This window comes from Streptomyces lucensis JCM 4490 (genome assembly GCF_014650035.1).
GTDB classification, from domain to species: Bacteria; Actinomycetota; Actinomycetes; order Streptomycetales; family Streptomycetaceae; genus Streptomyces; species Streptomyces lucensis.
In genome coordinates, this window is the sequence record NZ_BMUE01000011.1 from 223,679 (window position 1) to 249,368 (window position 25,690).

General features: G+C 73.2%; 23 protein-coding genes. 13 read left to right on the forward strand and 10 right to left on the reverse strand.

From position 1 onward, the window contains the following. Positions 1–179: 179 nt before the first annotated feature. Together IE177_RS24465 and IE177_RS24470 are read right to left on the reverse strand one after the other, a co-directional pair. The gene (locus tag IE177_RS24465; RefSeq protein WP_229816242.1) at positions 180–1,424 is read right to left on the reverse strand and encodes a maleylpyruvate isomerase mycothiol-dependent enzyme family protein; all 1,245 of its coding nucleotides are present in this window, start codon (positions 1,422–1,424) and stop codon (positions 180–182) included. A 110-nt stretch (positions 1,425–1,534) separates the two neighbouring features. Beyond that, a complete protein-coding gene (locus IE177_RS24470; protein ID WP_190017556.1) occupies positions 1,535–2,107 on the reverse strand; it encodes an RNA polymerase sigma factor in 573 nt (190 codons plus the stop codon). A 345-nt stretch (positions 2,108–2,452) separates the two neighbouring features. Between IE177_RS24470 and IE177_RS24475 the strand changes: the two genes are divergently transcribed. From IE177_RS24475 to IE177_RS24485, 3 genes are all read left to right on the forward strand, one after another. Further along, positions 2,453–2,833 (forward strand): STAS domain-containing protein, encoded by a 381-nt coding sequence (locus IE177_RS24475; RefSeq protein ID WP_190017557.1) that lies wholly within the window; start codon positions 2,453–2,455, stop codon positions 2,831–2,833. Positions 2,834–2,988: 155 nt separating this feature from the next. Further along, positions 2,989–3,501 (forward strand): EF-hand domain-containing protein, encoded by a 513-nt coding sequence (locus tag IE177_RS24480; protein ID WP_190017558.1) that lies wholly within the window; start codon positions 2,989–2,991, stop codon positions 3,499–3,501. 522 nt (positions 3,502–4,023) lie between these two features. Further along, positions 4,024–4,497, forward strand: a complete 474-nt coding sequence (locus IE177_RS24485) for an ATP-binding protein (protein WP_190017596.1) — start codon at positions 4,024–4,026, stop codon at positions 4,495–4,497. A gap of 417 nt (positions 4,498–4,914) precedes the next feature. On the opposite strand, the gene IE177_RS24490 is transcribed toward IE177_RS24485, so the two are convergent. Continuing rightward, positions 4,915–5,910, reverse strand: coding sequence for a GlxA family transcriptional regulator (locus IE177_RS24490; RefSeq protein ID WP_190017559.1), 996 nt, complete (start codon positions 5,908–5,910; stop codon positions 4,915–4,917). 38 nt (positions 5,911–5,948) lie between these two features. Here IE177_RS24490 and IE177_RS24495 point away from each other — a divergent pair, with 38 nt between their 5' ends. Then, on the forward strand, positions 5,949–7,295 hold the full coding sequence (locus IE177_RS24495; RefSeq protein ID WP_373305165.1) for an MFS transporter: 1,347 nt from the start codon (positions 5,949–5,951) through the stop codon (positions 7,293–7,295). A gap of 34 nt (positions 7,296–7,329) precedes the next feature. Here IE177_RS24495 and IE177_RS24500 read toward each other — a convergent pair whose 3' ends face one another. The 3 genes from IE177_RS24500 to IE177_RS24510 form a co-directional block, all read right to left on the reverse strand. Beyond that, entirely contained in the window at positions 7,330–8,508 is a 1,179-nt protein-coding gene (locus tag IE177_RS24500) for a flavin-containing monooxygenase (protein ID WP_190017561.1), read from the reverse strand. Between the two features lie 286 nt (positions 8,509–8,794). Continuing rightward, positions 8,795–9,463 carry a pyridoxine/pyridoxamine 5'-phosphate oxidase gene (locus IE177_RS24505; RefSeq protein ID WP_190017562.1) on the reverse strand — a complete coding sequence of 223 codons (669 nt, stop codon included), beginning with the start codon at positions 9,461–9,463 and terminating at the stop codon, positions 8,795–8,797. A gap of 114 nt (positions 9,464–9,577) precedes the next feature. Continuing rightward, on the reverse strand, positions 9,578–10,195 hold the full coding sequence (locus IE177_RS24510) for a LysE family translocator (RefSeq protein ID WP_190017563.1): 618 nt from the start codon (positions 10,193–10,195) through the stop codon (positions 9,578–9,580). A gap of 82 nt (positions 10,196–10,277) precedes the next feature. Here IE177_RS24510 and IE177_RS24515 point away from each other — a divergent pair, with 82 nt between their 5' ends. Continuing rightward, a complete protein-coding gene (locus IE177_RS24515; RefSeq protein ID WP_190017564.1) occupies positions 10,278–10,730 on the forward strand; it encodes an Lrp/AsnC family transcriptional regulator in 453 nt (150 codons plus the stop codon). A 92-nt stretch (positions 10,731–10,822) separates the two neighbouring features. Here IE177_RS24515 and IE177_RS24520 read toward each other — a convergent pair whose 3' ends face one another. Then, positions 10,823–11,458 (reverse strand): TetR family transcriptional regulator, encoded by a 636-nt coding sequence (locus tag IE177_RS24520; protein WP_190017597.1) that lies wholly within the window; start codon positions 11,456–11,458, stop codon positions 10,823–10,825. Between the two features lie 134 nt (positions 11,459–11,592). Here IE177_RS24520 and kbpA point away from each other — a divergent pair, with 134 nt between their 5' ends. From kbpA to IE177_RS24535, 3 genes are all read left to right on the forward strand, one after another. Next, on the forward strand, positions 11,593–12,327 hold the full coding sequence (gene kbpA, locus IE177_RS24525) for an AfsK-binding protein KbpA (RefSeq protein ID WP_190017565.1): 735 nt from the start codon (positions 11,593–11,595) through the stop codon (positions 12,325–12,327). 188 nt (positions 12,328–12,515) lie between these two features. Beyond that, positions 12,516–14,858: a protein serine/threonine kinase AfsK gene (gene afsK, locus IE177_RS24530; protein WP_190017566.1), complete on the forward strand. Its 2,343-nt coding sequence runs from the start codon at positions 12,516–12,518 to the stop codon at positions 14,856–14,858. Positions 14,859–14,991: 133 nt separating this feature from the next. Next, entirely contained in the window at positions 14,992–15,579 is a 588-nt protein-coding gene (locus IE177_RS24535) for a hypothetical protein (protein WP_229816243.1), read from the forward strand. Positions 15,580–15,742: 163 nt separating this feature from the next. Here IE177_RS24535 and IE177_RS24540 read toward each other — a convergent pair whose 3' ends face one another. The 3 genes from IE177_RS24540 to IE177_RS24550 form a co-directional block, all read right to left on the reverse strand. Next, entirely contained in the window at positions 15,743–15,916 is a 174-nt protein-coding gene (locus IE177_RS24540; protein WP_190017567.1) for a hypothetical protein, read from the reverse strand. A gap of 207 nt (positions 15,917–16,123) precedes the next feature. After that, a complete protein-coding gene (afsR, locus tag IE177_RS24545; protein WP_190017568.1) occupies positions 16,124–19,108 on the reverse strand; it encodes an SARP-family global regulator AfsR in 2,985 nt (994 codons plus the stop codon). A 254-nt stretch (positions 19,109–19,362) separates the two neighbouring features. Beyond that, complete coding sequence (locus IE177_RS24550; protein ID WP_190017569.1) at positions 19,363–19,758, reverse strand: nitroreductase/quinone reductase family protein; 396 nt, start codon at positions 19,756–19,758, stop codon at positions 19,363–19,365. A gap of 194 nt (positions 19,759–19,952) precedes the next feature. On the opposite strand from IE177_RS24550, the gene IE177_RS24555 reads away from it, so the two are divergent. The 5 genes from IE177_RS24555 to IE177_RS24575 all read left to right on the forward strand — a co-directional run bounded on the left by IE177_RS24555 (position 19,953) and on the right by IE177_RS24575 (position 25,668). Continuing rightward, positions 19,953–20,324 (forward strand): hypothetical protein, encoded by a 372-nt coding sequence (locus tag IE177_RS24555; RefSeq protein WP_190017570.1) that lies wholly within the window; start codon positions 19,953–19,955, stop codon positions 20,322–20,324. Positions 20,325–20,338: 14 nt separating this feature from the next. Beyond that, positions 20,339–21,925, forward strand: coding sequence for a peptidoglycan-binding protein (locus IE177_RS24560; RefSeq protein WP_190017571.1), 1,587 nt, complete (start codon positions 20,339–20,341; stop codon positions 21,923–21,925). A gap of 2 nt (positions 21,926–21,927) precedes the next feature. After that, positions 21,928–22,446: a protease inhibitor I42 family protein gene (locus IE177_RS24565; RefSeq protein ID WP_190017572.1), complete on the forward strand. Its 519-nt coding sequence runs from the start codon at positions 21,928–21,930 to the stop codon at positions 22,444–22,446. Between the two features lie 24 nt (positions 22,447–22,470). Further along, the gene (locus IE177_RS24570) at positions 22,471–22,860 is read left to right on the forward strand and encodes a hypothetical protein (RefSeq protein WP_190017573.1); all 390 of its coding nucleotides are present in this window, start codon (positions 22,471–22,473) and stop codon (positions 22,858–22,860) included. 222 nt (positions 22,861–23,082) lie between these two features. After that, the gene (locus tag IE177_RS24575) at positions 23,083–25,668 is read left to right on the forward strand and encodes a bifunctional FO biosynthesis protein CofGH (RefSeq protein WP_190017574.1); all 2,586 of its coding nucleotides are present in this window, start codon (positions 23,083–23,085) and stop codon (positions 25,666–25,668) included. Positions 25,669–25,690: the final 22 nt, after the last annotated feature.

Below are 25,690 nucleotides of genomic sequence, written 5' to 3' on the forward strand. Positions count from 1 at the left end.
GGCCCCCGTCCCGTCCCGCCCCGGCGCGGGAGCCGCCCCACGGAGGCGCGGTGACCGTCCCGCCCCGGCGCGGGAGCCGCCCCACGGAGGCGCGGTGACCGTCCCGCCCCGGCGCGGGAGCCGCCCCGCCGAGGCCCGGCGACCGTCCCCCCAACGGCGCAGCCGCGGCGCAGGGGCCGTCACATCCGGCTCAGGCCCGCCGCCGCGAACAGCACGTCCCTGATCGCCTCGCGATCGCCGACCTGCCCGGCCGCCGCCTCCTGAGGGGGCACGTGACCGGCGGCCAGTCTGCAGAACTCCACCCCGTCCAGGGCGACATGGGCCACCTCGAAGTCCGCCGACCCCACCGCCGCGGGCGAGTCCAGCGGGATCAGCCACTGCCCTCCGCCCGCGCCCTCGATCTCCAGCCGCAGGCTGCGCCCCGGCGCACCCGCGGGCACGAGGTGCGGGGTGCGCCCCGGGGCGGAGAGCCCCGCCCGCCGCCGCTCGGCGAGCGCGAGCGGCAGCATCCGGGCCGCCAGGTCGATCATCCGGTTCAGGTGGCGTGGCGCGGGCGGCTCATAGGGGTAGGCGACCGCCTCCGCGATGTCCTCGGCATGCACCCAGCACTCGAAGGCGCGGTCCAGCATCGCGTCCCGCAAGGGCAGTTCGAAGTCGCCGTACGACACCGCGAGGCCGCCCGAGTGGCTGCCCGTGAAGGACACCGACCGCACCAGGCTGTGGCTCTGGTCCCGCCAGGGCGCCTGCACCGAACGGGTGGGCGGGAAGTGGGAGGCCCGCCAGTACGCCTCGGTGCGCCCGGCCGGGCCCACCGCGTCCTTCCCCGCCGCCTCGGCGACCCCGGCCAGCAGGTCCTCCAGGCCGAGCGCCGCCGCGATCAGCCCGTCCACCGACATCAGGTGCGCGATCACCCCGGCGACGGTCGTACGGCGGGTCGCCGGCGCGTCGGCCTCGAACCAGCGCAGCCGCACCGGCGCGTGCCACTCCGCGTCCCCGAAGTCCTGCAGCAGCGCGTCCAGTCGCGCGGTCTCGGCGTCGTACGGCGCCGCCCACCCGGGTACCGGGATGCGCGGCGGCCGGCGGTCCAGGCAGCTCTCCAGGACGCGGTCGCGCAGGGCCGGGTCCAGGTCGAGGCTCTCCGGCCGGCGCAGCAGTCCGACCGCCTCGCGCAGCCGGCGGGCCTCGTCGGCGCCGCCGCCGCAGGTGCCCAGGTGGTCCTCGACGGCGACCGTCTCGTCCGCCGAGCAGGCGGCCAGGGCCCAGGCGCCGAGGAGCGACTTCAGGACATCGTGGGGCAGGTCGAGCGGCACGGGTGCGAGGTCCCCCGGGTCGGCGAGGTCCGGCAGCGGTAGCCCGCCGTCCTCCACGGAGGCGCGGGGCATCGGTATGCGCGGGGACCGGCCGGGACCGGACCCGTGCGGCACGTCCCCCGCACCCCGTGCCCCGTGACCCTGTGCCCCGTGATCCCCTGCCCCGGGCCGCCGGCCCTCGCGGTCGTCGTGCGCCTCGTGCGCCCCGGACTCCTCCGCCCCGCTCACACCGCACCCCCGTACCCGGGAGGTGTTCCGGTGTCGTGGGCGGTGGAGAGCAGTTGCAGGCCCAGGCGGAGCCGGCGGCGGGCCTCGTCCTCGGTGACGCCGAGGTCGGTGGCGGTCTGGCGGTAGTCCCGGCGCTGGAAGTAGGCCAGTTCCAGCGCCGCGCGCAGCGGAGCGGGCATGGAGTGGACGATGTAGTCGGCGCGGGCGGCTGCCGAGGCGCGGCTCACCTTGCGCTCCAGGTCCTCCGTGGCCCGCTCGCTCCGCCGGGGGAGTGCGGCGGTCTCGCTGTCGCGCAGCCGCTGCACGGCCAGGCGGTGGACCACCGCGGCGACCCAGGACCGCAGGTTGCCCTGCTTCGGGTCGTAGGTCTCGGGGTGTTCCCAGATGTGCGCGAAGACCTCGCGGGTGACGGTGTCGGCGGCCGCCTCCTCACCGAGGACGCGGTGGGCGAGGCTGTGCACGAGCGAGGCGAACCTGTCGTACAGCTCGCCGAGCGCCGCCGCCTCGCCGCGGGCGAGCCGCTGCTGCATCCGGCGGTCCCAGCGGGGCGGTACGTCCTTGTCGGCCATGCGGTCCCCTCCCCTCGCCCGTGTCCCGGCCCGTCCAGCGTGTCGGTGCCGCCCTCTCGAATGTAGTCGGCACGCCCGACGGTGCACGCCCCTTCGTGTCAATGTGCGCCCCCTTGAGCGCCGCAGGTGATAGTGCCCTCTTCACACATCCTTCACTCGGAACGCGCATATCCGCGATCGAACAGGATCGATAGTGACCGAAACATGTTCCTTCCTGACTACCCCCCGTTTGTCGCATCACGTTTCAGGGAACGGCCGCTGGGCAGCTGCGCGGAAAGAAACGTAGGAACTGCTTCCGTTTCCGGGTGGTTCCGGCGGTTCCGGCGGACCGGCGAGCGGAGGGGCATGGCCGTGGCATTCAAGGTGACCGGCGCGGAGCGAGACGGGTGGGCCGTGCTCCAGGTGTCCGGTGAACTGGATCTGTTGACCTCGCCGATGCTGCGGCAACGGGTCCACGACGCCGTCGCCGAGGGGCACCACAGCCTCGTCGTGGACCTCTCCGACGTCTTCTTCTGCGACTCCAGCGGGGTCGGCGTCCTCGTCGCCGCGCGCCGGCTGATCCGCTCCTGCCAGGGCCGGCTGCGGCTGATCCTGCCGGACCGGGGGGCCGAGGACGGCTCGCACGTCAACCGGGTCCTGGGCGCGCTCGGCGTCCGCCGCCTCTTCGACGTGCGGCCCGACGTCGACTCCGCGACCACGGACGAGGCGGACCCGCTCTCGGCCTGAGCGATACAGGTGCCCGTGCGACAAAGCCATACCGGTGTCGCAGAATTCCCCCGGTCTTGGCACAACCGACGTTTTCCCGGCACCTTCCCGCCGCCCGCGACGTACGCTCCCTGCCGGATCAACCCCCACGTCAACGGAAGGCGGCCCGAACAGACATGGTCAGCACCGAGTACGAGCGCAGGATCGCCGCCCGGTTCGCCACCTTCGACCAGGACGGCAACGGGTACATCGACCGCGCGGACTTCAGTGCGGCGGCCAAGGCGCTGCTCGCCGAGTTCGCCGTGACCGCGCGCTCCGACAAGGGCCAGGCCCTGTACGCCGGCGCGGAGGCCTTCTGGCAGGGCATGGCCGGCATCGCGGACCGGGACGGCGACCAGCGCATCACCCGCGAGGAGTTCGTCACCGGCGCCGTCAAGCGCCTGCGCGACACCCCCGACCGCTTCGCCGAGATCGCCCGTCCCTTCCTGCACGCGGCCCTGGCCGTCGCCGACACGGACGGGGACGGCCGCGTCACGACCGCCGACACCGCCCGCGTCCTCCAGGTGCTCCACGTACCGGACGCGACCGCCCGGGAGGTGGCCGCCGCTCTCGACACCGACGGCGACGGCGTGCTCGGCGAGGCCGAGATCGTCCCGGCGGTCGCGCGGTACTTCACGGTGCCGGAGTAGCGAAAGTCGTGGCCCACGATGTTGCGGATCGTGGCGTACGGCGGTCACGGAGCGTTGATACCGGGTTGTGGGCCTCGCGGGACTCGTCACGACCCGGAGTCGGGTGTCCGCTCCGGTACCTTGGGTGGGATGCGAGTGGCTGCGAGCACGAACCGTGCCGGTGATGCCCCTGGGGCGGCGCCGGTTCGTGCGGTGCGCGCCGCTGTCCGCACGGCGATCGGGGCCTCGGCCCCCGCCTGTTCGACTCCCCGGCACGAGCGTCGCACAGTATGCACCGCGCGTACTCCTTCGCGTTGGAATATGCCCGAAGCGCTTGTTGGGGTGACTGTACGTCAACCAAGCTGTCTCGTAAGGGAATCACGTTCCGTAACCCATGCTCTGGCCGTTGTCCTGGTCATGCAGAAAATGGCTACGATCGTGGCCCTCGCCGTACCAGCCGCCGCGGCCTCGGCCGTGACGTCCGGATGGCGTCGGGTCATGTGTCCGCCGGTTCGGATGGTGTGAGCGGTGCAGGTGCTTCAAGTGCAGCTGGAGATCCGGCCTGATCCCGCGGAGGTGGGCCGGGCCAGGCGGTGGGCCCGCTCGCGGCTCGCCGGGTCGGGGATACAGGCCGACGAGCCGTTGGCCGAGACCCTGGTCCTCCTCGTCTCCGAGCTGGTGACCAACGCCGTGGTGCACACCGGCCGGCCCGCCGTGCTGCGGCTGCTCCTGCCGGAACCGGCCCCCGGCGCCGTGCCGTCGGCCACGGTGCGGGTGGAGGTGGCCGACACCAGCTCCCGCGCCCCGGTGCCGCGGTGTGCCGGCGACGACGCCACCGGCGGCCGCGGCCTGGCCCTCGTGGACTGCCTGGCCGACCGCTGGGGCTGGAGCCCCGACGGCGCGGGCAAGAGCATCTGGTGCGAGCTGGACCGCTGTTCACAGCCGCCGGAGAGCGCGGCGACGGCGTACGGGGGCGGACTTCCCGCGCACCAGGGCCTCGCCTTCGAAACGGTGTAGGTGCCGGTGCGCGGATGCGCCGGGGGTGCACCCGTGCGCGGGGCGGCCCGAACAGGCCGTTCGTGACGAACCGCCGTTCCGGCGTTGACGGCCCCGGTCCGGTTGATCACGCTGGTGTGCGTCGATTCGCCGCGAGGGGACGGCGAGGGCCCGGTCGACGGCGTCCTCGCCGAGTGCGGGTCGTACCGGCCGGCGGCGCGTGCGCGCGACGGTGGGGGAGACGCGCCACCGGCCGGCCCGTTCGGGCGGACATCGGTTCCGCGCACCGCCCGACGGCGCCGCCCGCCTCCCCGCCGCGCCTCCCGATGCCTGCCGCCCGCCTCCCCGCCGCACCGCCTCCGCCCCTTCCACAGCCTGTGGACAACCGCGGCCCTGTCGCGCACGGGACGGCCCGGGAGGCGATGGCCCGGGCGGCGCTCAGGCTCCGGCGCCCGTCCGGAAGGTCCGCCGGTACGCCGTGGGCGTCACCCCGAGCGCCTGCTGCAGGTGCTGCCGCATCGACTGGGCGGTGCCGAACCCCGCGTCCCGGGCCACCTGGTCCATGGACAGGCCGGTGTCCTCCAGCAGGTGCCGGGCGCGTTCCACGCGCTGCTGGGTGAGCCACTGGCCGGGGCTGACGCCGACCTCCTCGCGGAAGCGGCGGGTGAAGGTGCGCACCGACATGGCCTCCTGCTCGGCCATGTCCCGCAGCTGGATCGGTTCGTGCAGCCGGCCCAGGGCCCAGGCGCGGGCCGCCGTGGTCGTGGACAGCTGGGGGTCGGGTACGGGCCGCTCGACGTACTGGGCCTGGCCGCCGTCGCGGTGGGGCGGCACGACCGTGCGCCGGGCCACGTCGTTGGCGACCGCGGTGCCGAAGTCGCTCCTGACCATGTGCAGGCACAGGTCGATGCCGGCGGCCACCCCGGCCGAGGTCAGCACGTCCCCGTCGTCGATGAACAGCACGTCCGCGTCCACCCTGACCTTCGGGAACATCCGCTGGAAGCGTTCGGCGTCCGCCCAGTGCGTCGTCGCCGGGCGGCCGTCCAGCAGTCCGGCGGCGGCGAGGACGTAGACGCCGGTGCAGATGGAGGCGAGCCGGGTGCCCGGGCGGATGAGGCCCAGGGCCGCGGCCAGTTCGCCGGTGAGCCGTCCCTCCTCGAAGACGGGGCCGAGTTCGTACGACGCCGGGACGATCACCGTGTCGGCCTCGGCCAGCGCCTCCGGGCCGTGCGGCACGTGGACGGTGAAGTCGGCGTCCGTCTCGACCGGTCCGGGCGGCCGGACCGAGCAGGTCACCACCTCGTAGAGGAGTCGGCCCCGTTCGTCCTTCGGGCGTCCGAAGATGCGGTGGGGAATGCCCAGTTCGAAGGGCAGCAGGCCGTCGAGCGCCAGGACGGCGACCCGGTGCGGACGGAAACCCCCGGTGGAAGTCATGGCCCGATCCTAGCGAACGATGTCCTCCGGGCCACTCGATGGGAAGAGCCGGGTGCCGGAAGCTCTATGACGTGACTCAGACAAGCCCAGCCGCAGCCCCCGTCCAGGCCCCGCCCGCCCGGCGCGACCGGCGCGACCGCGTGCACCGCGCCTGGTTCGTCGCCGCCGTCACCTTCGTCACGATCATCGGCGCGGCCGCCTTCCGCTCCCTGCCCGGCCTGCTCATCGACCCCCTCCACGAGGACTTCGGCTGGTCGCGCGGCACGATCGGCGCGGCCGTCTCCCTCAACCTCGCTCTCTACGGCCTCACCGCCCCCTTCGCGGCCGCGCTGATGGACCGCTTCGGCATCCGCCGGGTGGTCGCCGTCGCGCTGACCGTGATCGCGCTCGGTTCCGGCCTGACCGTGTGGATGACCGCGGCCTGGCAGCTGTGGCTGTGCTGGGGTCTGCTGGTCGGCCTCGGCTCCGGCTCCATGGCGCTGGCCTTCGCCGCCACCGTCACCAACCGCTGGTTCACCGAGCGGCGCGGCCTGGTCAGCGGCATCCTGACCGCGGCCTCCGCCTCCGGTCAGCTGATCTTCCTGCCGGTGCTGTCCTGGATCGTGGAGCACCACGACTGGCGCCCCGCCGCCGTCACCGTGGCGCTGGCCGCCCTCGCCGTGGTCCCCTTCGTCTGGCTCCTGCTGCGCGACCACCCGGCCGACGTCGGCCAGAAGCCCTACGGCGCGAAGGAGTTCGTGCCCAAGCCGCCCCCGGTCACCGGCGCCGCCCGCCGCACGCTCACGGTCCTGTCCTCCGCCGTGCGCACCGGCACCTTCTGGCTGCTGGCCGGCACCTTCGCCATCTGCGGCGCCTCCACCAACGGCCTGATCCAGACCCACTTCGTGCCCGCCGAGCACGACCACCACATGCCGGTCACGACGGCGGCCTCGCTGCTCGCGGTCATCGGCGTGTTCGACGTGGTCGGCACGATCGCCTCCGGCTGGTTCACCGACCGCTTCGAACCGCGCCGCCTGCTCGCGGTGTACTACGCCCTGCGCGGCCTGTCCCTGCTGTTCCTGCCGATGCTGCTCGGCCCGTCCGTCCACCCGCCGATGCTGTTCTTCATCGTCTTCTACGGCCTCGACTGGGTGGCGACCGTCCCGCCGACCCTGGCCCTGTGCCGCGAGCAGTACGGCGAGGACAGCGCGATCGTCTTCGGCTGGGTGCTCGCCTCCCACCAGGTCGGCGCGGCACTCGTCGCCTACCTCGGCGGACTGGCCCGCGACGTCTTCGGCTCCTACGACCTGGTCTGGTACGCCGCCGGGACCCTGTGCGCGGCCGCGGCCCTGATGTCCCTGGTGATCCGCCGTACCCCGGCGACTCCGCTGCCCGCCGTGTCCTGACCCCGGCGAGGCGGGCCGGCGACGTCGCGGCGGGCTACCTCAGCCGCTTCGCCACCGCCTTGGCGATCCTCCCGGCGTCCAGCGCCATCTCGCGGAACATCCCGCTGATGGGGTTGGTGAAACCGGTGAAGTACAGGCCGGGAGCCTCGGCGGGGGTGCGGCCGGCCCGGGTGACCGGGCGGCCGCGGTCGTCCAGGACGCCGAGGTGGCCGACCAGGCCCTCCAGCGCCCGGACGTAACCGGTTGCCGCGATGACCGCGTCCGGCGAGAGGCGGCTGCCGTCGGCGAGGACCACCTTCCCGTCCTCGAACGCCTCGACGGCGGCGACGATCTCCACCTTCCCCCGGCGCACGGCGTCGATCAGGCCCACGTCCTGGACCGGGATGGCGCCCTGCTTCACCCTGCTGTAGAGCCCGGTGTCGGGCCGGGGCAGCCCGTGCGCGGAGAGGTCCGGCACGCCGACCCTGGCCTGGAGCCGGCTCAGCCGGTCCACGAGCGCCACCGGCAGCCGCCGCACCAGCACCCCCGAGTACTGCGCGGGCCAGCCGAGGGTCGAGCGGCGCACGATGTGCGGCACCGTGCGCACCGCCAGCCGCACGCGGGCGGCCCCGCCCTCCACGAGGTCCACGGCGATCTCCGCACCGGTGTTGCCGATGCCGACGACGAGCACGTCACGTCCGGCGTACGGCCCGGCGTCGCGGTACTCGCCGGCGTGCAGGAGATCCCCGTCGTACGCCTCCCGGCCGGGCCAGTCGGGGATGCGCGGGGTGTGGTTGAAGCCGGTGGCGACGACCACGGCGCTGCCGGTCAGCTCCCGCCCGCCGGAGGCGTGCAGCAGCCAGCCCGTGCCGTCCGGGGTCCGCTCGACGCGGTGCACCTCCACACCGGTGACGATCTCCAGCTCGTGGTGCTCGGCGTACTTCTCCAGGTACCGGACCACGTCGTCCCGGGCCACCCAGCGCCCGAACCTCCGGGGTATGGCCAGGCCCGGCAACGCCGACAGCCGACGGGTGGTGTGCAGACGCAGCCGGTCGTAGTGCCCGCGCCAGGAGGCGCCCACCCGGTCGGCCTTCTCCAGTATCACGGCCCGTATGCCCCGCGCCCGCAGCGCGTACGCGGCGGCCAGGCCCCCCGGACCTGCGCCTATGACGTAGACCGGGCGGTCGGCGGGGGTCGCGGAGAGGGGCGCGGGCGCGGGACGGGAGGTGGCCATGAGCGGGAGCGTAATCACACACCCGGTTGATGGGTCTCGGTCAAGACCGGAATTGGTTGCGGATTGATCACGTGTGTGGAGAAGCCGGCGCCGCTCGTGACGCATCCCACACGGATGAGGAGGAGCGCCGTGCGAGCGCCGTGCCGCCGGTGCCGGCCGGGCCACCGCTCCCGCTACGGCCGGCGCCGTCACGGCGCACGTACGGCGGACTCCCGCGGCCCCCCGGACCCCGCCCCTCACGGCGCACGTACGGCGGACTCCCGCGGCCCGCCCCGGCCCCCGCCCCTCACGGCCACAGCAGCCCCTTGCTCCAGCCGAACTCCGTGCGCCGGTACTCCAGCCGTACGTGGCGCCGCTCGGGGTCGCCCTGGAAGAACTCCACCGCCTCCGGCCGCAACCGGTACAGCGTCCAGGTACCGGAGGGCTCGGCCGGGTTCTCCCGCGCCCGCCGCCAGGCCGCCTCCGACGCCTGCCGCAGCTCCTCCAGCGAGGACAGCTCCGCGCTCTGCCGCCCCGTCAGCGCGGCCGCCAGCGCGCCCGTCGAGCGTGCGTGCAGGTCCGCCAGGCTCTCGTGCGACGGCGCCGACGCCACCGTGCCGCGCACCCGGATCTGGCGGCCCAGCGCCGGCCAGTAGAAGGCCAGGGCCGCGTACGGACGGGCGCTCAGCGCCCGGCCCTTGCGGCTCGTGGCGTGGCTGCCGAAGGACCAGCCGTCGGCGTCCGCACCGTGCAGCATCACGATCCGTACGTCCGGGCGTCCCTCCTCGTCCACCGTCGCCAGCGACATCGTGTGCGGCTCCGGCTGCCCGGCGTCCACCGCGTCCGCGAACCAGCTCGTGAACAGGGACAGCGGTGTAGGGGGAGCGGTGTCCGGGTCGAAGGGGCGCAGCTCCGTCACCCCGGGCGCCCAGACCCGCAGGGACCGCAGCATGTCGTGGAGATCCTTGTGTGCCATGGGCCGAGTATCGCTCGACGGGCGGCCCGCACCGCCGGGAACGCCCGTCGCTCCCGGACCGTCGCTCCCGGCCCGGAGTCACCGCCACGCGCGAGCGCGGCCGGCCTCCGGCGCCTATAGCGTCGCCAGGCGCTCCACCAGCAGGAACGCGCCGATTCCCAGCATCGCCGCGCCCGAGGTGCGGGTGACCGCACGGGCCGCGGCCGGGCGGGCCGCGAGCAGGGCGCGGGCGAGGACGCCGACCGTGAGGTAGACGGCCGCGCAGCACGCCATGTGCAACATGCCGAGGGCCGCCGTCTGGGCCGGCACGGGCAGATGGGCGCCCCGCAGGGTGAGGAACTGGGGGAGGACCGAGAGGTAGAGCAGCAGGCCCTTGGGATTCAGTCCGCTGATCGTCGCCCCGCGCAGAAAGAGCCGCCCGGCGGGCGGGGACGTCCGTGCCGCTGCGGGCACCGCCGGACGGCGCAGTACCGACCAGCCCAGCCACAGCAGGTACCCGGCGCCCGCCACCGTCAGCGCCGTGAGCAACCGGGGCGAGCCCGCCACCAGCACCGCCAGGCCGGCGGTCGCCAGTGCCGTGTGCAGGGCGTATCCGCAGACCAGGCCCGCCACCGCACGCGTCACCGAGGCGCCTCGCAGGGCGGCCGCGATCACGTACGCCCAGTCCGCGCCCGGTACGCACACCAGCAGCAGATCCACGGCGAGGAAGGAGAAGAGCAGTCCCGAGTCCATGCTGGTGACATTAGGCGCGAATTGGCCGAAGGTGTTCCCGGAATTTGCCCCTCGACCCCCTACCTGAGCAAAGATCTGCCCCATGGACGACGTAGACAGAAAAATCCTTGCCGAGCTGCAGCAGGACGGGCGGCTGACCGTGACCGAGCTGGCCGCGCGGGTGCGTCTCAGTGTCTCCCCCTGCCACCGGCGGCTGCGCGAGCTGGAGCGCTCCGGAGCCATCACGGGATACCGGGCGGTGGTGGACGCGGCGGCGCTCGGGCTGACCTTCGAGGCGCTGGTCTTCGTGTCCATGCGGCAGGAGGACCGGGAGACGGTCGCCGAGTTCGAGCGCGCGGTCAGCGAGCTGGACCACGTACTGGACGCCCAGCGGCTGTTCGGCGAGCCGGACTACCTGCTGCGGATCGCCACCGCCGACCTCGCCGCCTTCCAGCGGCTGTACGACGAACGGCTCGCCACCCTGCCGGGGGTGCAGCGGCTGACCTCGACGCTGGTGATGAAGCACGTGGTGCGGGACCGGCCGCTGCCGGCGTGAGCCCCGCACAGCACGACGGGCGATGGCCACCCCAGGTGAACCGCCGCCCGCCAGACAGGACTTGTGCAAAAGGTGACGGGAAACCCCGGGAGTTACTTCGCGGGCTTCTTGCCCGTCACGCCCAGGTGGACCAACAGTGCCAGATTCGGCTTGAGTTCGGCCTGCTTCACGCCCCAGGACGAGAAGCCCTTCTGGTGCGCCGCCACCGCCGCGAGCATCGCCACCAGCGAGCCGGCCAGCGCCGCCGGGTTCACGTCCTTGTCGACCCTGCCCTTGGCCTGCAGCTCCGAGATCGAGTCCGCCAGGGAGTTGTTGACCGTGTTCAGGATCTTCATACGGATCTTGTAGAACCGTTTGTCCCCCTCGGCCGCGCCGAGGTCGACCACACGCAGGATGGCCTCGTTCCTCCGCCAGAACTCCAGGAAGCCGTCGACGAGTTCCTGCGCGGTCTGCCACCCGGCCTTGCCGGCCCAGGTGCGTCCCTCCAGCAGCTCGGTCAACCCGGCACTCTCGGCCGCCATTTCCTCGGCGATCTCCAGGACGGCGCCTTCGACGTCCGGGAAGTACTGGTAGAAGGTCGCGGGCGAAGTGCCGGCCTTCCGTGCGACATCGATGACCTTGACGTCCCGGTAGGGGGAGGAGCTGAGCATCTCGCCGAGGCAGTCGAGCAGCTTCTGCCGCGTCGCCTGCCCGCGCCGGCCGGCCACGCGGCCGTCGACGGTACGCACTTGTCCTGTCATGCCGTCAGCTTACCGACGGGTGATCGGAGCGCGATTCGGCCGACTGCAAATGGGGTGCGCGGGCCCGTCCGGGGAGGATTGGCTGGTCTGCGGGGTGCGCCCGGCCCGGTTACTTTGGCGACATGGCCGAAAACAGGGCATCCGCGCATGAAGCGGCGTACCGGGAGGGCGTCCCCTGCTGGGTGGACGCCCAGCTCCCCGACGTCGAGGCCGGCAAGCGGTTCTACGGTGAGCTCTTCGGGTGGTCCTTCGAGGAGGCGTACGGCTCCTCGGTGTGGGCCCGGCTGGACGGCGGCCTCGTCGCCTCGCTGGCCCCCAAGACGGACGGCCGTATGCCCACCGTGTGGACGGTCTCCTTCGCGACCTCGGACGCCGTGGCCCTCGCCCGGCGGATCACGGCGGCCGGCGGGCAGGTGGTCATGGCCCCGTTCCCGGTGGGTGACCTCGGCATCGCCGCCCTGGCCACCGACCCGGGCGGCGCGGTGTTCGGCCTGTGGCAGGCGGGCACGCACACCGGATTCGGGCGGCGGCACGAGCCGGGCACCTTCGTGTGGGCCGAGCTGTACACCCGGGACACCTCGGCCGCCAACGCCTTCTACGGCGGTCTCTTCCACGACGCCCTGTTCGGCACCGACGCCGAGCCCGACTTCGGCCGCGCGGACGTCACCGACGTCTTCCCGGCCGAGATGCCCCCGCACTTCGTCACCCACTTCCGGGTCACGGACCTGGACGACGCCCTCGGGGTGGTGCGGCGGCTCGGCGGCCGGGTGCAGGCGCCGCCCTTCGAGACGTCGTACGGCCGAGTGGCCGTCGTCACCGACAATCAGGGGGCGTCGTTCGCGCTGCTGCGGCGGTGAGGCGGTGGCACGGCGATGAAATGACCGTATTGGGCACGAGAAACACCGATTCGTCAACGGTTCGCAACCGGCCGCCCGGCCAGGGAGAATCGGGGTGCGTGCCGCCATGGCGGTGCGGTGGTGAGACGCTGCACTTCGGCCGCGTACATATGTGGGTGGCGCGGCTTGTACGGGGAGGTGGCAGGCAAGTGGTGGATCAGCTGACGCAGCACGATCCGCGGCGGATCGGGCCGTTCGAGGTGCTGGGCCGGCTGGGCGCCGGCGGCATGGGGCTGGTCTATCTCGCGCGCTCGGCGTCCGGCCGGCGCGTGGCGATCAAGACGGTGCGCACCGAGCTGGCCGAGGACCAGCTGTTCCGCGTGCGCTTCACCCGCGAGGTGGAGGCGGCCCGCGCGGTCTCCGGCTTCTACACGGCCGCCGTGGTCGACGCCGACCCGCGCGCCGCCGTGCCCTGGCTGGCCACCGCCTACGTGCCCGCACCCTCGCTCGAGGAGATAGTGAACGAGTGCGGGCCGCTCCCGGCCCAGGCCGTGCGCTGGCTCGCGGCGGGCGTCGCCGAGGCCCTGCAGTCCATCCACGGCGCCGGGCTGGTCCACCGCGACCTCAAGCCCTCCAACGTCCTCGTCGTCGAGGACGGTCCCCGGGTGATCGACTTCGGCATCGCGTCGGGCGTCTCCAACACCCGCCTCACGATGACGAACGTCGCGGTCGGCACCCCCGCCTACATGTCCCCCGAGCAGGCCAAGGACTCCCGCAGCGTCACCGGCGCCAGCGACGTCTTCTCGCTCGGTTCGATGCTGGTCTTCGCCGCCACCGGCCACCCGCCCTTCCACGGCGCGAACCCCGTCGAGACGGTGTTCATGCTGCTCCGCGAGGGCCCGGACCTCACCGGCCTCCCGGACGAGCTGCGTCCGCTCATCGAGGCCTGCATGCAGATGGAGGCCACCGGCCGGCCCAACCCGGCCGACCTCCAGGCCCAGCTCGCCCCGCACCTCTTCGGCTCCGGCTCCGACGACAGCGGCACCGCCTCGGCCTGGCTGCCCGAGAAGGCCGTCGCCCTCATCGAGACCCGCCGTGGCGGCCGTCCCACCGCCAAGCCGGCCCCGACCGGGCCCGGCCCCCGCAGCGGCGGCCACGCGGCCGTGCCCCCGCCGCCCTCGTACAACCCCTCGGTACCGGCCCCCGTGCCTGTCGGCGCCCCCGACACCGGTCCGGTCCGGCTGGCCGGCGCCCCGGTGCCCATCGGCCCCGGCCCCCGGGTCGCCGACGCCCGCGCCGCCGCCGTCAAGGCGCCCCCGCCGGAGGCCGGCCTGGTCGCCGGCTGGACCCGCCCGCGCCCCGGCCCGGCCGGCGCCGACCCCGCCGTACCGCCCGTCCCGGCCCAGCCGCCGGAGACGGCGAACGGCTGGCGGCCCTGGCGGTTCCGCATGTCCAACGACGTCTGGGGCACCCCCGCCGTCGACGGCGACCTCGTCTACGTCACCTCCTTCGAGGTGCACGCCCTCGACGTGGCCACCGGCCGCCGCAGCTTCAAGACCCGGGACGTCGCCTGGTCGATGGCCGTGTCGGACGGCCGTATCCACGCCTCCGACGGACCCACCCTGTTCGCCCTGGACGCCCGCGAGGGCACCGACCTGTGGCGGCTGTCCACGGACGCCTGGGTCTACTCCCTCAAGGCCGACCACGGCACGGTCGTCACCGGCACCCGCGGCGGCGGCGTCCAGGCATGGGAGGCAGCGGGCGGCCAGAAGCTGTGGGAGATCACCGGCTGCCAGACCGACTTCGAGTCCCCGGAGTCCGGCCCCCAGGTCCACGACGGCACCGTCTACGTCTGGCAGGACGCCCGGCTGCGCGCCCTGGAGGCCCGCACCGGCGAGGAGCGCTGGTCGTACCCCATCGGTGACGCGGCCTCCTGCGGCGGCGTCCCGGTCCGCCTGACCCCGGCGTCCGACGGCTACGTCTACATCTCCGCCGGCACGCGTGTCCTCGCCGTCGACGTGGCGAGCGGCCTGGTGCGCTGGCACTTCGAGGCCCCGGCGGTCTTCCTCAGCCCGCCGGCCTTCGCCCCGGGCCCCGCGGTCACCGGCGGCGGCGTCTACCTCGCCGACTACCTCGGCACCGTCTACGCCCTCGACGCCACCGACGGCCGCGACCGCTGGCGCATCGCCACCGAGGCACGCTCCTCCATCGAGCCGGTCCTGGTGGCCGCCGGCCACGTGCACGTCGGCAGCGGCAAGGGCCTCTACACCCTGGACGCGGTCACCGGCACACCCAAGTGGCGCTTCCAGGCGGGCGGCGACGTCGTGGGCGCCCCCGCGGTGGCGGAGGGCCGCATCCACTTCGGCTCCACCGACCACCTGCTCTACACCCTCAAGGCCGACGACGGCCGGCTGCGCTGGAAGCTGGCGACGGGTGGCGAGATCACCGGCTCACCGGTGGTCAAGGACGGGGTGGTGTACGCGTGCAGCAAGGACCGGTGCGTGTACGCGCTGGACGCCGAGAAGGGCACGGGCACGGCCCGGACCACGTGAGCGCGTGACGGCCGTCGTACCGGTTCGCACGGAAGGGGCCCGGACGGCGGCCGTCCCAGGGCCGACGCTACCTCCGGCACCGGGCACCCGCCACGCGGTGCGGGCCGGTGACGGCGCTCGGTAGGGTGCCCGCATGCCCATGCGTACACGGACGCGCACGCTCAAGTTCACGGCCGTACTGACCTTCGTGGTGCTCGGCCTCACCGGCTTCTCCACCGGCCGGCACCACAGCCGCCACGGCAGCGGAGGCGGGGGCGGATGCAGCAGCTCCCACCAGGACCACGACACGTCGTCCACGTCCACGTCAGGCGGCGGCTCGTACGGCGACGACTACGGCGGCAGCGGAACGAGCGGAACGAGCGGAAGCACCACCGGCGGCTACCGGTCCCGCCCGACACACCGCTCCACCTCCACGGCCACCGCCTCCGCCACGGGCAGCGGCAGACAGCTCAAGGACGGGACGGCCGAGCTGGTCAGCTGCGCCACCCCCGAAAAGCCGTACGCGACACTCCGGATCACCAACCCGAACGACCGCGAGGCCGAGTTCCAGGCCCGGGCCGTGTTCTACGACGACGAGGGCACCGAGATCCTCGACAACGCCTCCTACACCGTCAAGGTTCCCGCGAACGGCACGGCGACCACCCGGGTGACGGTGGGCGACCGCCTCCGCCTGAAGGTCGACCACTGCAAGGCCCGCCCGAAGGCCGACGCACGGCCCTGAGGCACGGGGCACCCTTGGAACGCATGTCGGGGTGACCGCTGTTGCCCTGCGGATGACCGGGTGGCGCCGGCGGCCGGCGCCGGAACGCCGCCCGGACACACCTCGGCCGCGACGGCTCCCCCTCCGCGCCGCCGCGGCCGATCCCCCGTGGTGGAAGGTCCCGTCAGGCCTTCTCGTCAGTGGCGTGAGAGTTGTCCGGCTTCGCCTGGCCGCCGGTCTCCTCGGTGTCGAGGGGGGCGATCTTCACCGGCTGAATGGTGGCGTGGCTGTTGAGCGTGGTCACGTCAGCCGTCTCGGTGTCTGCAGCCGCCGCCGCGGGCGTGTTCTCGTTGCTCATCACTTTGCTCCCCTGCAAGTTCGTGTTGCGGTGCGCTGACGGACCTCGTCCGGCAGCTCCCCCGAAGGCCGCCGGACGGGTCCTGCGGGCCGCTACACCTTACGGTGCGGCCGTCGGCCAACTCGCCTGCCCCCCGACGCGGCGGATCGACAACAAAGAGGATGCCGTGCTGCGATAAACGAACGATGAACGCATACATGCACCGAATCAGGCGATGGCACGGGGGGCGAGGAGAGCCCGCACCTCATCGGCTTCCGGAACCTTCAACACCTCGAAGATTTCCAGGGCTTCCTGCCAGCAGACGTGCGCACGACCGGACTGCCCTATGCCGCTCAGGGCACGGCCCAGCACGGTGAGTGCGTTGCCGCGCCGCCAATCACCGCCAACCCCGCGAAGAAGCGCCAGCGCCGTCTCGGCGTTCGTCGCGGCCGGCGCGGGGCGGTCGGCCGCCAAGTCCAGCTCCGCGAGCCGGAAGAGGGTCATCCCCTCCCAGAGGCGCATCCGGGAGTCCCGGAACACCGAGAGGGCCTCTTCCAGGCGCTCGGCAGCGTGCTCGTACTGGGCGCACTGGGTGAGGGCGAGGCCCAGCGCGTAACGGCCGTTGGCGCCCTTGAGGGCATGCCCCATGTCGTCGTACATGTCGGTTCCCTGCTGGGCCAGGGACACGGCGCTCGCGGTCTGTCCCATCGCCAGCCGGATCCGGGAGAGGTTGCACAGGGCGCTGGCTTCCCCTGGCCGGTCCTCGCATGAGCGGAAGCTGTCGATGGCGCGTGTCAGATGCTTTTCGCCGTCCTCGAAATGACCCTGATACAGCGCGATGATGCCGAGCATGTTGGAAGCCCAGCACTGGGGAAGCGGATCCCCCGCGGCGTCGGCGAGCCGCAGAGCTTCGGTGGCCTCTTCCGCGGCCGGCTGGAAGCGGCCCGTCAGGTGCAGCCCGTTGGCAACGGTGACCAGGGCGCGGGCCTCCGCACGTTGATCACCCGCTGCCTGTGCCGCGGTGCGGATGGAGGCACCCGTGTCCACGTACTCCCGCGAGTTGGCGCCCGACTCGGTCAGGTCGATGGCAGCCCACAACAGGTCGACAGCGCGTCTCAGGAGGTGCGGAGCCGTTGACTGCCGGACGCAGGCGAGCAGGCAGATCGCCTCCCCGTAGAGCCAGTCCTGGGCCCGCCGCCGGTTCTCGAACGTCAGCCCCGGATATTCCGCGACCTCCAGGTGATCCACCAACCGGTCGCCCGGTCGTTCGATCGCGTAGACCCCCGCCGCGGTCGCCAGATAGAAGTCCAGCAGCCGCGACATCGCCGCCTCCCGCTCGCTCGGCGGCTGCTCGTCCCTCTCCGCGCAGGCGCGCGCGTACAGGCGTACCAGGTCGTGGAACCGGTACCGGCCCGGCGCCGCGGACTCCAGCAGGGAGGTGTCGACCAGGGACTCGAGCAGGTCCTCCGTGTCCTCCGGGGGGAGGTCCAGGACCGCCGCCGCGGCGGTGAGGGAGATGTCGGGGCCGTCGGCCAGGCCCAGCAGGCGGAAGGCGCGGGCCTGCGGCGGTTCCAGCTGGCCGTAGCCGAGTTCGAACGTGGCCTTCACGGCCAGGTCACCGGCTTGCAGTTCGTCCAGCCGGCGGCGTTCGTCGGCGAGCTTGGCCGCCAGGACGGAGACCGTCCACGTGCGGCGGGCCGCGAGGCGGGAGGCCGCGATGCGGATCGCCAGGGGCAGGAAGCCGCACGCCGCGACGACGTCCAGCGCGGCTTCCCGTTCCGCCGCCACCCGCTCCTCGCCGACGATCTTCGTGAAGAGGGCCAGGGCCTCCTCGGGGGACATCACGTCCAGGTCGACCAGGTGGGCCCCGGCGAGGTCGAGCATCCGGACCCGGGAGGTCACCAGGGCCGCGCAGCCCTCCGTGCCGGGCAGCAGCGGCCGTACCTGTGCGGCGTCCTTCGCGTTGTCCAGCAGGACCAGGACCCGGCGGCCGTCCAGGACGGAGCGGTACAGGGCCGCCCGTTCCTCCAGGCTGTCCGGGATCGCCGAGTCGGCCGTGCCCAGTGCGCGCAGGAAGGAGCCCAGGACCGTCTCCGGTTCGGCGGGGCGGGGGCCCGCGCCCTGCAGGTCCACGTAGAGCTGGCCGTCGGGGAAGGCGGGGCGTGCCCGGTGGGCCACGTGGACCGCCAGGGTCGTCTTGCCGACCCCGCCGATGCCGGCCAGTGCCGACACCGCCATCACCCGGCCCTCCGCCTCGGACGCCGAGGACAGCACCTCGCTCAGCTCGCTGACGCAGGCCGAGCGGCCGGTGAAGTCCGGTACGGAGGCGGGGAGCTGGGCGGGGCGGACCCGGGCCACCGCGGGCTCGGCCGCCGGGGCGGAGGGCTCCGCCAGCGCGGGGTCCGCCTGGAGGATGCGCTGCTGCAGTTCCCGGAGGCCCGGACGCGGATCCACGCCCAGTTCCTCGGCCAGCAGGCGGCGGGTGTCGGCGTAGACCGCGAGGGCCTCCGCCTGGCGGCCGCTGCGGTAGAGGGCGAGCATCAGCAGTTCGCGCAGGCGCTCCCGCAGCGGGTGCGCCGCCGTGAGCGCCGTCAGCTCGGAGACCGCCTCCGCGTGGCAGCCCTGCTCCAGGTCCATGTCGAGGCGGGACTCCAGCAGGCCGAGGCGCCACTCCTCCAGGCGGGCCCGCTGCCCTTCCGCGTAGGGGCCGGGCACGCCCGCCAGGGGCTCGCCGTCCCACAGGTCCAGCGCCCGGTTGAGGGCCTCGCGGGCCTGGCCCAGGTCCCCGGCGGCGCGCGCCTTCTCCGCCTGGGCCGCGAGTTCCTGCGCGAGGGCCAGGTCCAGGGCGCCGTCGCCCGGCGAGCGCACCGCGTAGCCGCCGGACTCGCTGACCAGGACGCCGGGGTCCAGCACCTTGCGCAGCCGGGAGGCGTAGGTGCGCAGGGCCGCCAGCGCCTGGGACGGCGACTCGGTGCCCCACAGGGCGTCGATCAGCTCCGCCGCCGTGGCCGTACGGCCCTCGCGCAGCAGCAGGGCGGCCAGGAGGGCGCGCTGCTGGGGAGAGCCCGTGTTCAGCGCTTCCCGGCCGCGCCAGGCCCGCACCGGACCGAGCACGCTGAAGCGCAACCCCTCCGACTCCACGACGCCGCCGGCCCCGGCCGTGGTCACGGAGCCGGTACGCCGCTGCTCAGGCACTCGCGGCACACCGTCCATGCGTTCGCCCCCCTAGGACCCCGCTCACCCGCACTGACAAGACACCGTTGCCCGGGGCCGGCCTGCTCCGCCGGCAGGCCCCGGGCATCACGAACAACCCCGTCAGTTTGCCTTGTTCCGGCCGGTTGCGTCAGCCGTGGGAGACACCGGTCACAGGGTGACGCCCTCCGGTGCACAAGGTCCTCACATGCTCTCCGCACACTCTCTCCCCAACACCGCTGCCTGCAGCGTGTGCTGACGGACCGTCGGCGGAGTCAGTCCCTCAGGTCGATGCGCACCGTCAGCAGGTCGGTGCCGAACGCCCGTACCGCCGCGCTGTTGAAACGGGGCAGGGCGCGCAGGCGGGTCAGGGCGTCGTCGTCGGGGAGCAGGTGGGCGGTGCCGTGGTGCCAGCGGCCGGCGACGCGGACGCGGACCTCGGGGTCGGCCTGGATGTTGCGCACGTACTGCGACTTGTAGCCGAACTCCGAGACGATCCAGAAGGACTGTCCGACCCGGCGTCCGCCCACCGGTGTCTGCCGGGGCTGCCCCGACTTGCGGCCGGTGGTCTCCAGGAGGGTCTGGAAGGGCAGGCGCCGGTTGAGCGGGTTGGCGACGTACCGCTGGAAGCGGGTCACGAGGCGGTGCTTGAGGTCTGCGCGGCCTGGCATGTCCGGGGGTCTCCTGCTCTCTCGGGCACCGCGGTCGCCGCTCCCGCGAGGATGGCGTGGTGGCCGTGTAAGGGCTTGTGCGGAACGAACAGATGTGTGTGTGACGCGTGTTAGCCTCCTCCGCGATTGTGATCTATTGCAAACGGGGGCCTTCGATGGGCGCGTCTTCGGACGGCTATACGGTCAAGTCCGGGATGTCCGGACAGGCGAAGGAGCTGGACGGCGCGGGCGACGACGCGGGGAAGATCCGCAAGGCGATCCAACCCGGCATGTGCTATCTGGACGACGCCCTGGGAGGCCCGGACGCCGCCGCCGCGTTCAACGCGTACGCCGCCGCCTGGGAGGCGGAGGCCGGCACGCTGGAGTCGGCACTGCACGAACTGGCCGACAAGGTGCGGCTGTCCAAGGGGGCGTACCACGGCAGTGACGCCCTCGTGGACACGAGCGTGCGCAGCGTGTCCGCCGGTGACAGCTACGTCTCCACCATGCCCACCCCCGCCGGGGACGGCGATGTCAGCACGATGCCCGCCTTTGCGACCCGCCCGTCGGCGCTGAGCGGATACTGAGGGGACGGCGCGCGATGACGGAGTCCACGGCCGACCGCCGTAAGCGGCTGGGCGATCTGCAGCACGACATCTCCACCGCCGGCAGCAAGAACGACCTGCTCGACGCGATCGGCGACGCGCTCGGCGTGTCCGCCCCGGTGGGTGACCCGGTCACCCTGGAGAACCTGGGCAAGGCGTACCGCGGCCAGGTCGACGACGCGGGCCGGCTGCGGGAACGGGTCGACAAGGTGGCCCGCAAGGGCCTGCCCGAGGTGTGGGCCGGCGACACCAGTGTCCTCGCCTCCGACGCGGTGGCCGCGGCGGGACGGGAGGCGACGCACCTGTCGGACGCGTTCGACGGTGGGGGCAAGGCCCTGATCAAGCTGGCCGACTCGATCAAGGACGCGCAGAAGCAGGACGGGGACGGGCGGGCCAAGCTGCGCGAGGCCCGCACCATGCTCGGTGGCCGGGACGGCTTCTTCGACGACTGGCACGAGGACGACGAAGAGGAAGCCGCGCGGCTGAAGGCGCGATCGGTCGCCACCGCGGGCGCCGACCTGCTGCACAAGGCCGCCGTCGCCGCCGACGACGCGGCCCGCACGGCGGCCCGGGACCTCAACAAGTGGGCCTCGCAGGCGCGGGCCGGGAAGCTGGAGGGTGCCGACGGGCTGACCGCGGTCGACCGGCTGGCGCTGGCCGACGCGAGCAACGTCGACGGCGATCCCGCGCTGAACGAGATCCTGACCGCCAACGACCTGGAGCGCTCGCGCCGGGCCATGGACCGTCTCTCCGCGGCCGACCGGGCCCGCATGGACGATCTGATGGCGAACGCCTCCTCCCCGCAGGAGAAGGCGTACCTCATGAAGGCCCTCGCCGCCGGTCACAGCGTCGACGACGTCGAGAAGTTCGGCGGGAAGATCCACGGCAAGGACCCGGCGTGGCTGGAGGACCACCTCGCGCCGATCACCACGCAGGCGGACAGCATGGTGAACGAGGGCCTGAACGACGACGGCTCCAACCGCAACAAGGACGGCCAGACGTTCGGCTCCCAGGGCTGGACGCAGGGCGGCGACGGCTCGGAGAGCACCTGTGTCGCCTCGTCCACCGTCACCGCCCGGGCCATGGTCGATCCCGTGTACGCCCTCCAGCTCACGGGCGGGCCCAGTGGGCAGGAGGACGACCCCGACGCGTTCCGGCGGCGCCTGGTGGACGAACAGCACCGGGTGCACCTGGAGGGCGACGGCGGCGACAACTGGACCGGCATGGACCTGGAGGGCAAGACCGAGGTCCTCAACAAGGAGGTCAGCCCCGAGACCGGGAGCAAGTACGAGGTGCACGAGGTCCGCGACGCGGACGCGCGCCGCGCCGCCCTGCCCGACATCGAGAAGGCGGTGGCGGAGGGCAAGCCGGTGCCCATCGGCGTCGAGGGGTACGACGACAAGGGCGAGCGCTCCGGCCACGCGATGATGATCATCGGGCAGGAGGGTGACAAGCTGGAGATCTACAACCCGTGGGGCACGACCACCTGGGTCAGTGAGGACGACTTCGTCAACGGCGGTATGGCGAAGGCCAGCGACAACTCGATGCCCGACGCCTACGCCGTCCACCTCCCCCAGGACTGAACATGAACGTGACCGGACGCGCACCACTGATCGGGGCCGCCTCGCTGGCCTGCCTGCTCGCCCTCAGCGGGTGCGGGGAGAGCGGCGGCGATTCCCCCGCCGAGTACGGCTTCAAGGACCGGGCCGTCACCGTGGGGCAGGGTGAGCGGTTCTCCCTCACCGTCCCCGCGTCCCCGAGCCTGGGCCGGCACTGGTACCTGACCGAACCCCGGCCGGACGCGACCGTGCTGAAGTACCGGGGCAAGCGCGCCGATTACGGTGACGGCGGGAAGAACGTCGACGGCGGCCCGGGCGGCACCCAGTCCTTCCGGTTCACCGCCCTCGCCAAGGGCAGGGCCACGGTACGGCTGCTGTACTGCCCGGTGAACACCTGCCAGGGTCCCGACGACACGGCCCCGTCCACTCCCCCCGACGGCATGCCGTCGCCGTCCACCACGGCGTCCCCGTCCCCGTACCCCACGGCGACCGGCACCCCGGACACCCACGCCGCCTTCTACGTCTTCACGATCACCGTCCGCTGACCCGGACCGGAACCGAGGCCCCCCATGCCCCCAACTCCCGAGAGCCGCACCGACGACGAGGTCCTGGCCGCCACCGACGTCACCATGCTGCTGCGGTACGGACTGACCCAGGACGCGTTCCGCGGAGCCCTGTTCGGGGACGGAGCCGTCGCCGCGGCGGTCACCCTGGACCGGCTCGGCGTGCTGCCGCGATCACTGGTGTTCGTCGCCGAGATCGTCCGCTCCGGAGGCCTGGCGTACGCCGCCGGGCTCCCCGAACCGCTGCCGTCCCCGGAGGCGGCGGCCCTGCTGCGCGACTGGCTCAGCGGCGCCGCGCAGACCGCAACGACACCCGGGGCCGAGGCCTGGGCCGTCCGCTGGCTGGAGGCGGTCGCCGAGATCATCGCCCTGCGCCGGTCGACCCGTAGGTCTTAAGGGTCTCTCGCGATCCGGACGAGAGGCCCTGGGTGTGCTGTCCGCCGGCCAGTCGCCGTGGAAGCCGAACGGCACCAGGGTGGGCGGGGTGGGCGGCGGAGCAGGTCTAGCAGCCCGGGGCTGAACGGGAACGACACCAGGTACCGGGGCGGACCCCACCGCCCCGTCCGGCACCGCCCCCGACCTCGTTGAACCCCCGGAGGGCGACCGTATGCTCAAGGGATGACGACTTCCGCGACCCCCGGAACCGGACCGACCGAGAACTCCATGCGTCGCGCTCTCAAACGCGCCCGGGACGGCGTCGCCCTGGACGTCGCCGAGGCGGCGGTGCTGCTCCAGGCCCGCGGTGAGGCGCTGGACGGCCTCGTCGCGTCCGCCGGCCGGGTGCGGGACGCGGGTCTCGACGCCGCTGGCAGGCCGGGCGTCATCACGTACTCGAAGAGCGTCTTCATCCCCCTCACCCGGCTGTGCCGGGACAAGTGCCACTACTGCACCTTCGTCACCGTCCCCGGCAAGCTGCGCCGGGCGGGACACGGGATGTTCATGTCGCCCGACGAGGTGCTGGACATCGCCCGCAAGGGCGCGGCTCTCGGCTGCAAGGAAGCCCTCATCACCCTCGGCGACAAGCCCGAGGACCGCTGGCCGGAGGCGCGCGAGTGGCTCGACGCGCACGGCTACGACGACACCATCGCCTACGTCCGCGCCGTCTCCATCCGCATCCTGGAGGAGACGGGCCTGCTGCCCCACCTCAACCCGGGCGTCATGACCTGGACGGACTTCCAGCGCCTGAAGCCGGTCGCCCTGTCCATGGGCATGATGCTGGAGACGACCGCGACCCGGCTGTGGTCCGAGCCCGGCGGCCCGCACCACGGCTCCCCGGACAAGGAACCGGCCGTGCGCCTGCGGGTGCTGGAGGACGCGGGCCGCTCCTCCGTCCCCTTCACCTCCGGCCTGCTGATCGGCATCGGCGAGACGTACGAGGAGCGCGCGGAGTCGCTGTTCGCCCTCCGCAAGGTCTCCCGGGCGTACCACGGCATCCAGGAGCTGATCATCCAGAACTTCCGCGCCAAGCCGGACACGGCGATGCGCGGCATGCCGGACGCCGAACTGGACGACCTGGTCGCCACGGTGGCCGTGGCCCGGCACATCATGGGCCCGTCGGCCTGTCTGCAGGCACCACCGAACCTCGTCGACGACGAGTACGGACGCCTGATCGCGGCCGGCGTCGACGACTGGGGCGGGGTCTCCCCGCTCACCATCGACCACGTCAACCCCGAGCGTCCCTGGCCGCAGATCGAGGAACTGGCCGCGAAGTCGGCGGCGGCGGGCTTCGACCTGCGCGAACGCCTCTGCGTGTACCCGGAGTTCGTCCAGCGCGGCGAACCCTGGCTCGACCCACGCCTGCGCCCGCACGTGAGCGCGCTGGCCGACCCCGAGACGGGCCTGGCCCGCCCCGGGGCACTTCCGCGGGGCCTGCCGTGGCAGGAGCCGGAGGAGGCGTTCGTGCCGGCCGGCCGTACGGACCTGCACCGCACGATCGACACCGAGGGCCGCAGCGCCGACCGGCGTGACGACTTCGACGAGGTGTACGGCGACTGGGACGCCCTGCGCGAGGCGGCCGCCCCCGGCATGGCGCCGGAGCGGATCGACACGGACGTACGGCAGGCCCTGCGCACGGCGGCCGACGACCCGACGCGGCTGACCGACGCGGAGGCGCTGGCGCTGCTGCACGCGGACGGCCCGGCGCTGGACGCGCTGTGCGGGGTGGCCGACGACGTCCGGCGGTCGGCGGTCGGAGACGACGTCACCTACATCGTCACCCGCAACATCAACTTCACCAACGTCTGCTACACCGGCTGCCGCTTCTGCGCCTTCGCCCAGCGCCGCACGGACGCCGACGCCTACACCCTGTCGCTGGAGCAGGTCGCGGACCGTGCCGAGCAGGCCTGGGAGGTGGGCGCGGTCGAGGTCTGCATGCAGGGCGGCATCCACCCCGACCTGCCCGGCACCGCGTACTTCGACATCGCCAGGGCGGTCAAGAAGCGCGTGCCCGGCATGCACGTCCACGCCTTCTCGCCGATGGAGGTGGTCAACGGCGCGACCCGGACGGGCCTCTCCGTCCGGGAGTGGCTGACCGCCGCCAAGGAGGCGGGCCTGGACTCGATCCCCGGCACGGCGGCGGAGATCCTGGACGACGAGGTCCGCTGGGTGCTGACCAAGGGCAAGCTGCCCACGGCCACCTGGACGGAGGTCGTCACGACGGCCCACGAGCTGGGCATCCGCTCGTCCTCGACGATGATGTACGGCCACGTCGACCAGCCCCGCCACTGGCTCGGCCACCTGCGCACGCTCGCCGGGATCCAGCAGCGCACGGGAGGCTTCACGGAGTTCGTCACCCTCCCCTTCATCCACACCAACGCGCCGGTGTACCTGGCCGGGATCGCCCGCCCCGGCCCGACGACGAGGGACAACCGCGCGGTCACGGCGATGGCGCGGCTCCTGCTGCACCCCTGGATCCCCAACATCCAGACGAGCTGGGTCAAACTGGGCGCGGAGGGGGCGGCGGAGATGCTCCGCTCCGGCGCGAACGACCTCGGCGGGACCCTGATGGAGGAGACGATCTCCCGCATGGCGGGCTCCTCCTACGGCTCGTACAAGTCGGTCCGCGACCTGGTCGCGGTGGCAAAGGCGGCCGGCCGCCCGGCGCGGCCGCGCACCACCCTCTACGGCGAGGTCCCCGAGGAGCGCCGGCGAGCGGCCGAGGCGTCCGACGGCCACCTGCCGGATCTGCTGCCCGTCCTGGACTGAGTACGATGATCCGACCCCCGGC